At 51.9% G+C, this 13,846-nt stretch carries 14 protein-coding genes and 1 pseudogene; 3 read left to right on the top strand and 12 right to left on the bottom strand.

Features of this window, described 5'->3' with window-relative positions:
* Positions 1–110: 110 nt before the first annotated feature.
* The gene (locus KO497_RS10920) at positions 111–875 is read left to right on the top strand and encodes an SDR family NAD(P)-dependent oxidoreductase (protein ID WP_215944004.1); all 765 of its coding nucleotides are present in this window, start codon (positions 111–113) and stop codon (positions 873–875) included.
* 37 nt (positions 876–912) lie between these two features.
* On the opposite strand, the gene KO497_RS10925 is transcribed toward KO497_RS10920, so the two are convergent.
* From KO497_RS10925 to KO497_RS10965, 10 genes and pseudogenes are all read right to left on the bottom strand, one after another.
* Positions 913–1,587 (bottom strand): 3-oxoacid CoA-transferase subunit B, encoded by a 675-nt coding sequence (locus KO497_RS10925; RefSeq protein ID WP_215944005.1) that lies wholly within the window; start codon positions 1,585–1,587, stop codon positions 913–915.
* Positions 1,584–2,267 (bottom strand): 3-oxoacid CoA-transferase subunit A, encoded by a 684-nt coding sequence (locus KO497_RS10930; protein WP_215944006.1) that lies wholly within the window; start codon positions 2,265–2,267, stop codon positions 1,584–1,586. Before KO497_RS10930 ends, KO497_RS10925 begins: the two co-directional genes overlap by 4 nt.
* 51 nt (positions 2,268–2,318) lie before the next feature.
* Positions 2,319–3,470 carry an acetyl-CoA acetyltransferase gene (locus KO497_RS10935; RefSeq protein ID WP_215944007.1) on the bottom strand — a complete coding sequence of 384 codons (1,152 nt, stop codon included), beginning with the start codon at positions 3,468–3,470 and terminating at the stop codon, positions 2,319–2,321.
* Complete coding sequence (locus KO497_RS19150) at positions 3,467–3,703, bottom strand: Zn-ribbon domain-containing OB-fold protein (RefSeq protein ID WP_252729627.1); 237 nt, start codon at positions 3,701–3,703, stop codon at positions 3,467–3,469. The genes KO497_RS10935 and KO497_RS19150 overlap by 4 nt, the downstream gene beginning before the upstream one ends.
* A gap of 54 nt (positions 3,704–3,757) precedes the next feature.
* Positions 3,758–3,859, bottom strand: a pseudogene (locus KO497_RS19460) (zinc ribbon domain-containing protein); the annotation flags it as partial.
* Positions 3,859–4,416, bottom strand: a complete 558-nt coding sequence (locus KO497_RS10945; protein ID WP_215944009.1) for a flavin reductase family protein — start codon at positions 4,414–4,416, stop codon at positions 3,859–3,861. The pseudogene KO497_RS19460 and the gene KO497_RS10945, both read right to left, overlap by 1 nt.
* Before the next feature lie 103 nt (positions 4,417–4,519).
* Positions 4,520–5,089 carry a carboxymuconolactone decarboxylase family protein gene (locus KO497_RS10950; protein WP_215944010.1) on the bottom strand — a complete coding sequence of 190 codons (570 nt, stop codon included), beginning with the start codon at positions 5,087–5,089 and terminating at the stop codon, positions 4,520–4,522.
* Between the two features lie 58 nt (positions 5,090–5,147).
* Positions 5,148–5,906 carry an SDR family NAD(P)-dependent oxidoreductase gene (locus KO497_RS10955; RefSeq protein WP_215944011.1) on the bottom strand — a complete coding sequence of 253 codons (759 nt, stop codon included), beginning with the start codon at positions 5,904–5,906 and terminating at the stop codon, positions 5,148–5,150.
* A gap of 7 nt (positions 5,907–5,913) precedes the next feature.
* Positions 5,914–7,083 (bottom strand): ABC transporter ATP-binding protein, encoded by a 1,170-nt coding sequence (locus KO497_RS10960; RefSeq protein ID WP_215944012.1) that lies wholly within the window; start codon positions 7,081–7,083, stop codon positions 5,914–5,916.
* 29 nt (positions 7,084–7,112) lie between these two features.
* The gene (locus KO497_RS10965; RefSeq protein ID WP_215944013.1) at positions 7,113–8,804 is read right to left on the bottom strand and encodes an ABC transporter permease; all 1,692 of its coding nucleotides are present in this window, start codon (positions 8,802–8,804) and stop codon (positions 7,113–7,115) included.
* Positions 8,805–9,191: 387 nt separating this feature from the next.
* Here KO497_RS10965 and KO497_RS10970 point away from each other — a divergent pair, with 387 nt between their 5' ends.
* Both KO497_RS10970 and KO497_RS10975 read left to right on the top strand, forming a co-directional pair.
* A complete protein-coding gene (locus KO497_RS10970; RefSeq protein ID WP_215944014.1) occupies positions 9,192–10,130 on the top strand; it encodes an aspartate/glutamate racemase family protein in 939 nt (312 codons plus the stop codon).
* A gap of 48 nt (positions 10,131–10,178) precedes the next feature.
* The gene (locus KO497_RS10975) at positions 10,179–11,264 is read left to right on the top strand and encodes an AbrB family transcriptional regulator (RefSeq protein WP_289846676.1); all 1,086 of its coding nucleotides are present in this window, start codon (positions 10,179–10,181) and stop codon (positions 11,262–11,264) included.
* Positions 11,265–11,349: 85 nt separating this feature from the next.
* Here KO497_RS10975 and KO497_RS10980 read toward each other — a convergent pair whose 3' ends face one another.
* Entirely contained in the window at positions 11,350–12,102 is a 753-nt protein-coding gene (locus tag KO497_RS10980) for an aspartate/glutamate racemase family protein (RefSeq protein ID WP_215944016.1), read from the bottom strand.
* A gap of 318 nt (positions 12,103–12,420) precedes the next feature.
* Positions 12,421–13,539, bottom strand: a complete 1,119-nt coding sequence (locus tag KO497_RS10985) for an ABC transporter substrate-binding protein (RefSeq protein WP_215944017.1) — start codon at positions 13,537–13,539, stop codon at positions 12,421–12,423.
* Between the last annotated feature and the right edge of the window lie 307 nt (positions 13,540–13,846).

Consider the following 13,846-nt stretch of genomic DNA (forward strand, 5'->3'; position numbering starts at 1 on the left):
GGCTTGGACTGGACCGATAAGGCGTTGTCGAGAAAATCAATGGAGCTCATGGCGCATGAGGTCATGCCAAGGGTCAGAAAAGCAATCGGAACCAAAGAAAGCTGTGTGAAATGACGCCAATCAAAACCCCGCGAAAAGTCGCAATCGTTACAGGCGCATCTTATGGCATTGGCGCTGCCACAGCCATAAAGTTAGCCGAATCCGGATTTGATTTGGCACTCACCGAGCTTGAAGGCCGTATGACGACCGAAACATCACGCAAGGTGGCCGAGGCAGGCGGGACCAGCAAATCCTTTGTCCTTGATTTACAGTCGCAAGACAGTATTGACGCAATGTTTTCGGACGTCATTGACGCCTACGGGTCGATTGACCTGCTGGTCAATAATGCTGGTGCCCCTTCACTGCGCAAACCCGCATTGGATATCCGCAAAGATGAGTGGGAGCAGCTCATGTCCGTGTGTTTAACTGGGACATTTTTGGTGACCCAACGCATGGGGCAACACCTCATTTCATCAGGTCGCGAAGGTCACATCATCAATCTCGCATCGACACATGCGCTCGTCGGGATTCAAGGGCATTCGGCTTATGGGATCGCCAAGGCGGGCATCTGCCAGATGACTCGCATGCTTGCCATTGAATGGGCACAGCACGGCATTCGCCTTAACGCTGTAGCGCCGGGCACAACAGAAACAGAGACCAGAGCAGCTGTCTTGCAAGATAAAGACAAGCGCGCATACCTTATGGACCGGATTCCGCTAGGTCGTTTTGCGCAAGCCGAGGAAATCGCCGCCGCCGTCGATTATCTTGCGAGCCCAGGCGCGTCTTACATGACTGGTCAGGTGCTTGTGCTGGATGGCGGAATGACGGCGGCATAAGTGACAGTCTCGCACAAGAATTCGCGCCCCCCTCCCTTCAGGCTATGTCGGGTGGGGAAATTACTTTGCACTCTCGGTGCACCGTTAATGGAACTTCGGTTACAGCTTGAAGCTTTTCTAGATCACACCCTTCAACCATTGCGGTGACTTCGACGCCACGCGGCGAAATCATCAGGATCGCGATGTCGGTATAGATGCGCGTCACACAGCCTTTCCCAGTCAGAGGAAAATGGCATTCTTTCAGGATTCTAGGTTTTCCATCGCGCGTCGTATGCTCCATCAAAACCCAGATTTCCTTGGCACCTGCAGCCAGATCCATTGCACCACCAACGCCGGGTGGAACCCCAGGCGCATTGACTGTCCAATTGGCAAGATCGCCGGCCTGCGAGACCTCGAAGGCTCCCATGACCGACAGATCGATATGGCCTCCTCGGATCATGACGAACGCATCATTGTGGCTGAAGTAGGCACCGCCTGTAACAAGCGTTACCATCTGCTTACCGGCATTAATCAAATCGGGGTCTTCATCGCCAACATCGGGGGCAGGTCCGACACCAATGAGTCCATTCTCGCTGTGAAACATGATCTCTCGGTCTTCGGGAACAAAGTTCGCACAGGCAGTCGGCAAGCCAATTCCAAGGTTCACTACTGCGCCATCCCACATATCTTGTGCGACCAGCCACGCCATCTGACTTCGGCTCATTTTATTCATTGTTCTACTTCCTGATTGGGATCGATACACACCACGCGGTTGACAAAAATTCCAGGCGTATGAATTGCTTCAGGATCGAGACTGCCCAGCGGACATATTTCATTGGTTTGCACAACGGTGCGATCTGCTGCCATAGCCATCACCGGATTAAAATTCCTTGCTGATTTTCGGTATATCAGATTGCCCCATCGATCCGCTCGCAAGGCACGAACGAGGGCTAAGTCTCCATGGATAGCCTTTTCCATCACATGCAGTTTGCCATCGAACTCACGCGTTTCCTTACCTTTGGAAAGTTCGGTCCCCGCACCAACTTGGACATAAAATGCGCTGATACCTGCGGCACCGGCGCGAATGCGCTCGCTCAATGTGCCTTGAGGCAACAATTCGACCTCGATATTTCCTGCGCGGTAGCATTCATCAAAGCAATGCGGATCTGCAGACCTTGGATAGGAACAGATAATTTTGCGTACGCGGCGCTCTCTTATCAGAGCGGCCAAACCTACATCCCCTGTGCCCGCATTATTCGAAACAATGACGAGATCACGGGCCCCCTGTTCCAACAGACCGTTCAACAATTCAACCGGTTCACCAGCGGCCCCAAAACCGGAACTCAGAACCGTTGAGCCGTCTTGAATGCCCTCAAGGGCAGCTGCAATACTTTCAACCTGCTTGTTTATCATGTATCGAAACTCCAATCTCAATGATATTAGATCGTCTCGTCGGGAGGCACTTCAGACCGTGCTCGCTCCACCTAGAATGGCTGTGGCGTGACTGGACATTTGACCACCGGTTCCGTGAACCAGCGCCGTTTCGAATTTTCCCACTTGCCGCGCCCCGGCTTGTCCGCGCACTTGGGTGACGGCTTCAATCAGTGCGAACACGCCGTACATTCCGGGATGACAGCATGACAATCCTCCGCCATTCGTGTTCACGGGCAACGCCCCGCCTGGCGCAATTCGCCCTCCCGAAGCGAACGGGCCACCTTCCCCTTTTGCACAAAAGCCGAGGTCTTCAAGGAATAGAATGACGTTGATGGAAAATGCATCGTAAAGCTGCAACAGATCAATCTGGTCTGGTCCCAATCCGGCCATGTCGTAGGCCGCTTTTGACGACTGCACAGCACCCGTCGTGGTCATATCCGGCATACTGGAAATAAACCGATGTGTTGCCGCCGCTGCTGCCCCCAGTACGTAAACAGGCGGATGCGGCATGTCTTTGGCGCGATCCGCGCGCGTCAAGATAATTGCACCACCACCGTCAGTCACAAGACAGCAATCCGCCTTGCTCAGGGGATCAGAAACCATACGGGATGCCAAAACGTCGTCAACTGTAAGGTCACCCTGTTCGAACGCCAGCGGGTTCAATTTTGCCCAAGCGCGAGACGCCACTACGACCTCTGCCATATGTTCACGCGATGTCGCGAAGTCCCACATATGCCGCTGCGCAATCAAGGCATAACCGCTAATTGGAAATCTGGGGCCATAGGGCACTTCCCAGTGCGGAGGTTCCGACAAAGTCGCCAGCTTCCCACCCGCAGATAATTGGTTCGAACCATAGCAGACACAAGCAACGTCACACAGGCCAGCCTCTAGTGCCATCACCGCGTGAGATAAATGTCCGATAAAGGATGATCCCCCGATATTGGTTCCGTCCATCACCTTGGGACGCAATCCAAGGTATTCGGCAACGGATAGTGCCGGCATCAAATGTGACAACGTTGACGTAAACAGCCCGTCTATATCATGCATCGCGATGCCTGCGTCTTGCGCTGCTCGTTGAACTGCAATGGCAAGTTGATCCAATGACGATTGCCCGGGGTTGTTCCACGTTTCGGTCGTTCCGATCCCAACCACAGCAGCGCGTGCACGAAGTTTAGACGTCATGTTGCCACCCCTGCTTTGGGGACAAAAACAATTATCGGCTCGCCATCAGGGGAAGTAATAATTTTTGCGACAACGTCCATCCCAATCTCAACTTTGTCAGGCGTCACGTTCTCGACGCGGCTCATCATGCGGGCGCCCTCGGCAAGCTCAATAATAGCAACGTTGTAATCGCCGCCTTTGTCGGCTCTTCGACGAACAGTGGTTGTAGAATACACCTGTCCTTGCCCGCTCATCTGTGACCATGTTGTCAGAGGGTTTCCCGTCCAAGGTGAGGTCACGCGAGGATAAAAGACCGCACGCCCAGTGCCACTGCAAACCTGTAGCATAAAGCGCCCCTCTTTCAGGGCGTTTCTATAAGTCAACTCAGGTGTGATGGGCGACGTATCCATCAGGATCTGGCCCCCTTCAGACCGCGGTCAAGCGAGATATCCATACTGCCGCGAAAATATGCCAAAGGCTCTCGATCATTGACCACAACGGACTGGGCCGCACCGATGAAGATCTCGTGGTCACCGCTGATGAGCGTCTGGTCCAAAGTGCAAACGACAGAACAAAGCGCATCTTCGAAAACCGGTAGGCCATGATCGTTCATGGAATGCGAAATTCCCGTAAAGCGGTCTGTGTCACTTGGGCGGGCAAAACACATTGCCAGATCCTTGTGATGCGCGGAAAGAATATTTACCACGAACATGCCCCGCTCACGTATTGCATTGGCGGCCGCGCTGTTATGATTGAAACATACCAGTAACTGACAAGGTTCCATCGATACGGACGTTAGCGAATTGACCGTGATGCCGAATTTGGTGCCCTCATGACACGTCGTAATAAGCGCGACACCGGTCAGAAAACTACCCATCGCCGCCCTAAAATCAGTAGCGTCCAACGACGGCTTCAATGTCTCCGAACGGGAATTATCATATTGTGTATTTGTTTGTGCATTTATCATACCAGAATACTAATCCTTGGATATAAGGTTGAGTATACGCGACTGTTGCAATGGTCTTTTTCTGTTTTGTCCCAGATCGGGTTAGACGCCATGCAACGCTGTTCTACGGATAAGGAAATACATTTTCGACACCGTCGGGCAGAGCCGTACGCGTTACATTCAAGATCATGGCTAACATCGAATAATAGCCAATGATCCCAAGCAGATCGATCACACCATTTTCGCCAAATTCTTCGACAAGCCGAGCGTAAAGATCATCATCAAACGTCTTGTCCCAAAAAATGGTCTCAACCGCTTGAAACAGAAGCGCCTCATCTTTTGGTAACCCGTCAAGCTTTCGCCCATCCAAGATCCCGTCGATGGTAGATTGCGCGACACCCGCTTTAAGCGCGATAGGTTTGTGGGCCGTGAACTCAAAATTTTGTTGCCAGTGGTGTGATGTCAAAAGAACTGTGAGTTCGCTCAATCTCGGTTCGAGCGCACTGCCATAGCGCAGATATTCACCAAGCGATTGCGCTCGAACCATAAATTCTGGACTGCGAAGCATTGCTATAAAAGGTCCAGCGACACGTCCGCGTGGACCTGCGATCAAGATGTCAGCAGCTTTACGTTGTTCATGGCTCATCAAAGCCTCGGGTAACGGCGGCATGCGTGGAGTTGGAGTGTCAGACATTGGTCATCCTTAAATTCTGATGGGCGTTTTAACGGTCAAGTTTTGCCTATGCATGGCATCAAATTGTCGTGACGCCGCCATCTATCGCCAACACTTGACCTGTCAAAAACGTCGCGTGAGGGCCTGCCAGGTAACAGACAGCTTCAGCCACGTCCTCGGCATTGCCGAGCCGCCCCATTGGAACACGTGACAGGACCCGCTTTCTCTTTTCTGGGTCGTTATGGGCCCCGACCCTCGTTTTGGTCGTCGTCGGACCTGGCGCAACTGCATTGACACGGATGCCGTGGGGCGCCCATTCGGCGGCCAGACATTTTGTAGCGTGAATGAGACCCGCTTTGGACACCGCATACGGAGACGCATTGGTAACCCCCACGAGACCGTGTGCCGATGTCACATTGACAACTGCACCTTCGGCCCCCCGTTCAATGAGGTGTTGACCGGTCCGCGCGGCCATAAAAAAGCTGGCGTTCAGATTGATCGAGATGGCATCCGACCAGTCTTTTGGCGAAATATCCACGGCAGGTTTTCGCGCACCCTGAATGCCTGCATTGTTGACCAGAATGTCGACCTGCCCCATGGCTTTCACGATGTCATTGAAGACAGGCGCCAACTTGTCCGGCTGTCGCAAATCCAACGCGAATGCGGCATGTCGGCCCGCCGTCTGGGCAAGTGCCGCCATTGTTTCTGCCAGCATGTCTTCGGACACGTCCATTATGGCAACGTCACATCCTTGACGCGCCAAAGCCAGTGCGCTTGCAGCGCCGATGCCATATGCGGCACCAGTCACCAGAGCTACTTTTCCATTAAACCACGACATCAGACGATCACTCGCTATCGGCGTGGTAGGCATGACAATCGGCACGCGACAATTCAATGCGCACTTCGTCGCCACGTGAGAACCTTGTGTCCTGATCACCATCTACGTTGAAACTGAAAGAGCCAGTATTAACGATGTAGCTGATGTGCGTCCCAAGGAACGACGCGACATCGATATGTCCAGATAAGAATGAGCCTGAATCGTCGCTTGCACGGGCCGGACGGAGCCGCACACGATCTGCGCGCACAGCAATAGAAACCCGATCGCCATTTTTTGGCGGTTCCTGACCGTTCCAAGTGGCGTCGATATCGCTCTCGTTATCGATGGAAACGGTAACTTCGCCATTCGAGCCAACGGAAGCAACTTCACCATGAATAGTGTTCGAGTACCCTAAGAAATGCGCTGAAAACAGCGTTGACGGAGCCTTGAAGACATTTTCAGGCGAATCGAGCTGCTCGATCAGGCCGCTTTTCATCAAAACGATCTTATTGGACAACGCCAGTGCTTCTTGTTGATCATGTGTCACAAAAATCGATGTGAAGTTCAACCGTTCCTGTAGCACCTTAAGCTCGGCACGCATACGTTCGCGCAGGTTCGCATCGAGGTTTGAAAGCGGCTCATCAAAAAGGACAACTTTGGGCGTATAAACAAGGGCACGTGCCAATGCGACACGCTGCTGTTGACCACCGCTAAGTGCGGAGGCCGAACGAGCCCCCAATTCACCCAATCCCACCAATTCGAGGATATCGCGTACACGCTCCCGAATTTCACTTTTGTTAACCTTTGCGATGCTAAGTGGAAAACCGACGTTATTTGCAACCGTCATATGCGGCCAGATTGCGTAGGACTGGAAGACCATGCCGATATTGCGCTTTTCAGGTTCCACCATGATATTTTTTTCACTGCTGTAGACAATCGTGTCGCCAATCGTGATTTCACCGGACGTCGGTACCTCCAGCCCTGCCAAGCAGCGCAGAGTGGTTGTCTTCCCACAACCGCTTGGCCCCAACAAAGAAATTGTTTCATTCGGTGGCGCATCAAAACTGACATTGTCAACGGCCGCGACATCTCCGTACATCTTTCTAAGGTTCCGCACCTGGACCAAAGATCCACCCTGCGCCTTCATGCGGTCGACGGGGCCCGGTCCGGCCTTAGTTTTCTGGTTTTGAGTTTGCATGTTCATTTCTATTTCTCCAATTTATCTGATCAGTCGCGACGACCGGTAGGCAACAGCCTCACCGAGAACGCGCAGACAAGCAGCAATACGGTTTGTACGATACTGAAGGCGGCCGAGACCCCAAGCGGTCGCGATTCCATCATGCGGATGAGAGCCACTGACATCGTTTCCGTGCCGTGGACGTAAAGCATGATCGATGAACTCACTTCCCTAATGAAAATCACGAACAACAAGATCCAGGTCGAAATCATTCCGGGAATACAGAGCGGCAATATGATTTTCTGCATCGCCTTCCACCAAGACGCACCACACACCCGCGCACATTCATCAAGTTCCTTCGACATCGATATGACGATAGACTCAATGTTCCTTAGGCCCGTGGGCAAGAAATGTGCGACGTAGGCGATCACCATGATCGCAAGGGTTCCGTAGAGCGGTGTTTTCAGCGCCACGATAAGATAGCCGATACCCAATACGATTCCGGGCACGGTCAGCGGCAACATGGCAAGTGCCACGATACCTAAGCGCCCCGGCAAGTTGGTGCGGTGGATGATGACGGCGAGGCTAAAGCAGAACAGCACCGCAACCGTTGCCCCCACCAGCGCAATGGTAAGGCTATTTGTCAGCCCCCGACGCGCCACCTCGTCAACAAAAACAACTTCGTAAAAGTGCTCGAACGTGATCCGGTCGAACTGGAAGCTGCCAACCCAAGCATCCTGCATGGAAATCAGTGCAAGAACGCAGAACGGTCCGATGACCAAGAACAGATACAAACTGTTAAATCCGAACGCGACCCACTTGTAGCGGCCAAGATCAATGAGTTTGGGTCGATAGCCTTTGCCGGTGATGGTCGTAAACTTGCGGCCCATCAAGAGCTTAATCTGTAACAAGGTCAGGCCGGCAGTAAAGATGAACAGGAACGTACTCAATATGGTTCCCCCAGCAAAATCAGCCGGATACGAACTGACATAAGTGAAGATGAGTGTTGAAAGCGTCTTGTCCCCGCCTGGACCACCCAAAAGTAGTGGAACGCCAAACGCGCCTGCACTTGTCACAAAAACCAAAATCGAAGCAGACAGAATCGCAGGGGCCGACAGCGGTAATGTGATGCGAATGGCGGTTTGAAGAACACCCGCGCCATTGATGCGCGCGGCATCCTCAAGGGACGGATCCATGCTCTGCAAACTTCCGAGTGTGAACAGATAGACGTATGGTGTGTAAAAAAGCCCGAAGACGATAATCATCCCTTCCATTGAATATATATCAAGGATGGGCCCACCGATCAGCGGCTCGAATAGCTTGTTGAGTAAGCCAGTCCGCGGCGATGCGATTGCTTGCCATGCAAGCGCGCCCACAACGTTGGACAAGTAAAATGGCAGCATATTGAGTGCATCGAAAAACCGCTTACCAGGCATGTTTGTTCGGGCGACGAACCAAGCCAAGGACACCCCGGTTACAGTCGCGATCACAACTGCGCTGATACAGGTAATCATGGTAATCTTGAACGCGTCCAGAACCTCCGGCCTGAACATAACTTCCACGATTTTATCGAAACCGATACCTTGGTCGTTTTCTGTAAATGCTCGTAAAAGCATGACAAAAAGGGGATACACGACCGTAAGGCCAAGTATCGCATATACAATAATTATGACGCCTACACCGTTGTAGCGCTTGATCCCCGAAAAGACTGATGTCCGTTCCTCTGCGTATGAAGTGCTCATTTTTCTCCCCACTGTACATTCCGCAGAATGTCTCTAGAAAATTTGAATTTCGCCAACAGTGGTTCCTTAAAATCAGCAATGCTCTCCAAACATCGCCAAGGACCGGACTGTGGCAGTCTCCCGTTTTCGAAATCTAACACGGTCGAGAAAAGTTACCCCCATCATTGTGGAAATATACTATGTCGGATTTTTCCTGAGTTCTTCGGGCTGTATTTGATACATTGTGCGGACACGGATTTAATGATGGGTCCAGCAGTTTGGGCACCAGACTAATTCTTACCTAATCAGGGCAATCGAATGTTTCGCAGATTGGGAACCGGACGGGCCAGTCATGGCCACCGCGTCCCTACGCGCATCAAACTGACGATAAAAGAAAGAGAAAAACACATGACCGCCAGTGTAAAGTTAGACAAACAGACCGCAATCGATGCGTTGGCAAATGGGCTGTTTCGCAATGACGGGGACGCCTACGATTCTAATACGAAGTACCGTTTCTTGCTAATTGGTGCATTTCATTTACAAAAAGCGGCCGACCTTCGCGCACGAGGCGACAGTAAAACTGAACGTCTTATGAATATCGCACACCTATCCCCCATACTGGATGGCGTTTACTGGGACTTTCACATAGGACCGTTTGCTCAGTTCGGGGATTGGCCAGTCGAGAACCGCGAGGAATTCACCCTCGTTGCCGCAGACCGATTGGCGATCGTTAGAACAGCCTGCCAAACGGGGCGCTACAATGCGATCGTCCTGTTGGGCGGTGGCGAGCCGGGTGCGTTTGAGGCGCGTGAGATTGCCCGTGAATACGGCATACCTGTTGTGTCCTGCGGTTTCTCACAGATGCATATCGCGACGATGCTGGGCAATAAATTCTCGGTGCTCGACGTCGCTGAACAACACAACATGTATTACTACTCATTAATCAAGCGACATCGGCTTGCAGATCGCTGCGCATCGGTTTTGAACATCAACCTACCGCATTGGCGGCCCGGCGCGCCAGATCCCGAAATGCACCTGACGGCCGAGCGGGAACGTTACTATGAGACAAACCATAGCGACGTTATCGAGATTGCCGTTCAAGCCGCCGTCGAAGCGATTGAAAACGACGGTGCCGAGGTCATTACAATGGGCTGCTCTGGGGCGTTCTGGATGAAGTGGCCAATGGAAGAGCGCCTGAAGGATCTTGGCTGGGAGGTGCCTGTACTTGAGGGATATAGCTCGGCTCTTGCCCTTGCAAAAATGATGGTCGATCTAAAAATTGATGCCAGCGGACTGACCTTTCCCTCAGCTCATCCCAAAAAGATTCGTACGAAAAAAACCATATAGGCTTTTGGCGTCCGTATCTGCCTTGATCGAGGCTAGGCTGCGAGGCAGATGCGCGTGTCTTGCAGCCTGAATTTGAGGAAAGGGTGGCGGCGGTTGCATTGTAGTTCATTTGGTAAGTTCATCTTAACGTTGGCTATTGGAGCAATCGGCGGTTGGTCCTTGTGGCATTTTCAAATGCCTCTTGCATGGCTTCTTGGTGCGATGCTCGCCTGCGGCCTTGCCGCGCTGTTCGGCCTACCCGTCGCATTGCCCAAATACTCTCGCCCACCGATGACGGCAACTTTAGGTGCAATGTTGGGCGCAACGTTTAGCCCGTCTGTCTTTGACCACATCAACTTATGGATCGTGTCCCTTTCAGGGCTTGTCGTTTACCTGATTGTCTTGGGTACGATTGTTTATCTTTACTTCCGCCGGCTCGTCGGTCTCGACCCGGCGACCGCCTACTTTTCAGCTCTGCCTGGTGGTATGGTTGAAATGGTCATTCAGGGTGGTGAAAAGGGTGGCGATGAACGCATGATCGCCCTTATACATGTCGTGCGAATTTTCCTAGTTGTCATGACGCTGCCATTCTTGATCCAGTATGTGACAGGCCAGAACATCGGGCGAAATGCCGCTGGGTATATAGCTCTTAATTCAATTTCTGGCATCGATCTTATATGGATCGCCGCGACGGTTCTGATTGGCGTTTCTCTGGCAACAATATTACGTTTTCCAGCCCGCTTTTTTCTAGGACCGATGATTGTAAGCGCCTGCGTTCATTACCTTGGCTACTCCGACTTTAAGATTCCAACGACAGTTTTGGCGGGCGCGCAGATTGTCATCGGCGCCACGATTGGTTGTCGGTTCGCAAATATCCCTCTTGCCTACATCGCCCGCGTTGCGTTGTTCTCGCTTGGGTCGACGTTTCTTTGCATCGCCATCTCTCTCGCCTTCGCTTTTGGTGTGTCCTATTGGTCAGGCGATCAGCTTGCCAGCTTGATACTGGCCTACTCGCCCGGAGGTATTACCGAAATGAGTCTGATAGCTCTTGCGCTTGGGCTAGAGGTTCCCTTCGTTGCTTTGCATCACATCGTGCGGGTTGTGCTGGTCATGGGCAGCGCGTCGTTTATATTCAAGAACGTCAAACGGTATTGACCTAGCGATGCATCACATCATGCAATAAAAATCCGGCCCAACATTTTGGACCGGATATCTATGAACCACCGCAAAAAGCGCAGAGTTAAATAAATTTACGTTTGCGCCACTTCTTAGGGTGATCGCTTGGGAATGTCAGGCCACTCGCATCTACTTTGAGCGAAATCATCAACTTCGCCAATTGGATGGCGCAGCTGTAGCCCTCTAGTACGGGCACTTCCCAGCCGAGATCGTTCAAACGCTTTTGCAGAAAAGGTTGCATCCAGAACGCGGCAGAACAGCCAAATGTGATGACCTCTGCGCCGTCATTCTCGATGGCATCGACAGACTGCTCAACAGCCGCATCCACCATATCAGACTGTTCGCCACGTTTCGCCTTTTCGCGCTCATCGAAAAACTGACGCGTTCCATCTAACCCAGGACGTTGTAGTGGAAAATTGACATTTCGGATCGAAGCACAGGCGCGCTCAAAACCATATTGCACGATAATATCGCGGTAATATGTGTTGTGAACTTCCGCCATGTCGATGACGCTAAACCGGTTTCCAAGCATGCTTGCCACATGCATCTGCGAAAATCCGCATGATAATATCGGCATATTGTAACGTCGTCCGATTTCCCGTGCGGCCACGCCACCGGGGTCGCCTCCGCCTAACAATACAATTGCGTCATACTTCCCACTCTCGCATGCTTCACGAACCATAGGCAATCGCGCGGCGGCAACAATGGCAAATTCTTCGCGTGTTTCGACTGGCCAATCACCATAGGTCGCGAGTGGACCATTGCTGTGTTCCCACTCCACGTCTTCGAGGTGCGGCTTCACGAGTTCGAAATTCATCAACGTGCTTTCTTTCGGACCTTCGATAACCCGATGGAGATATTCCGATTTCTTCGGAAGAGTGAACGCATTCATTAGAAGTAATCTTGGTTTTGCCATGATGTAACTTAGCTCGCCTATGTTTATTTGTGCCGTAGATTGATCATTTGAAAACAGCGGCACCGAATGAGTGGTGATCGGTTTTGCCACAACAGAACTTAGGTCTAATATTGATATCGTTGCTAAATTCAGGTCGTAAAGCATTTTTATTTTGATTGTGTGCGACGCACAAAACATTCTGTCCCAACGCCGCACACGATGTCATTTAGCTGTATGGTATCAATTCAGACCCCATTCTACGAGTTTATCGCGAACGCCATCCAAGACATCATTCGCACCTTCGGTATCCCAGTTGAAATCAGCAATATTGATATCGCCGAGATCAGGCAGGATGACACTGTCAGGTGACACAATCCCAGGGCGTCCGTAAAACAGCGTTGCGCCTGAATCCATCAACAACTGTGCACCACGTTGGCTGCGCATGTAATCAATGAACAACTTAGCAGTCGCGGGATGCGGCGCTGCCGCTAGAATCGTCGTCGTCTGAGGTAACAGAACCGTGCCCTCCTCAGGGTAAACTAACGTCACATCAACATTGGTGCTGCCCAGTTGAAATGTATTTTTCGCGTGGCTTAACAATGCAAGCGGGACTTCGCCCGACGCAAGCCAGTCGCGCGATTGCGAGCTTCGCGTGTTGATGACTGGTTCAGTCGTTTCGATGAAGTCCACCACCCATTCTTCACCCATAACACGAATAAGATAGTTGATCGTAGCGGCAGGTGACGGAGCACGCGGGTTCCCGACAGAAACCAAACCTTTCAAACGTGGATCATTCATCTCTGCCCAAGTGGTCGGATTGAAGTCCTCAAGCCCCCGTTCTGCCAGAACTGCGGGATTGTACAAAGGTGTGAATGCATAGGCATCCGACACCCAGTATCCGTCACGCGACAGCCCGAAGTCATTGGAATAGGTATATTCGTCGTAGCTTGGCGAATGGTATTCCATCAGTTCGCCCATTTCCAACAAATCGTTGAACCATCCCCAGTTTACAGTCGACACCAGATCAAAACTGTTGCGGCCTGCAGCAATTGGTTGCATCACCTTTTCAGGTATGGCTGACGATCCCTCATAGGTGTATTCGGTTTCGGTATCAGGCAGTCCATAAAGCTCCTTGAAATCAGCGTAGAGCGCGTCGGCTGCGGCTTGTTCAAAGAAACTGCCAACCCACGCCAACTTACCTTCTTCGCGGGCTTGTTCGATCAATGTTTCAACGCGCGTCCTCTCATCCGGATTCGTTATCTCGGCCAGAATTGGTGCTTCTTGCGCGAACGCTGCACTGCATTGTAGTCCTACAGCACTCGCGAATGCGATGCCCTTAAGTTTATCTGGAAAATTCATCTCGTCTTCCCCCCATTTGAATTGAGAGCCGACGCTTAGGCGCGTTCTGCCTACCTTCCCTCCTCCGGAAGGCCGCATCGACCGTACACCAAATGAACATGGATTCGTGTCCGCACATATAATTGGGTTGGAACAACTCACTTTCCAAAAAGTCTTAGGATATCCCTCCCCTCTGCGATCTGGAGTTGATTTCCGATTATTGGGAAAGGGAGTATTTCCACTTACTGCGGTGCCGAGGGGGATGGGGTTGGGCTAGCATTGCGTTGTCCACGATGGCGCCCGATTGGGCGGGTCCGGTGGGCGAGCG

It is taken from the genome of Pacificibacter marinus (assembly GCF_018860665.1).
GTDB lineage: Bacteria > Pseudomonadota > Alphaproteobacteria > Rhodobacterales > Rhodobacteraceae > Celeribacter > Celeribacter marinus_A.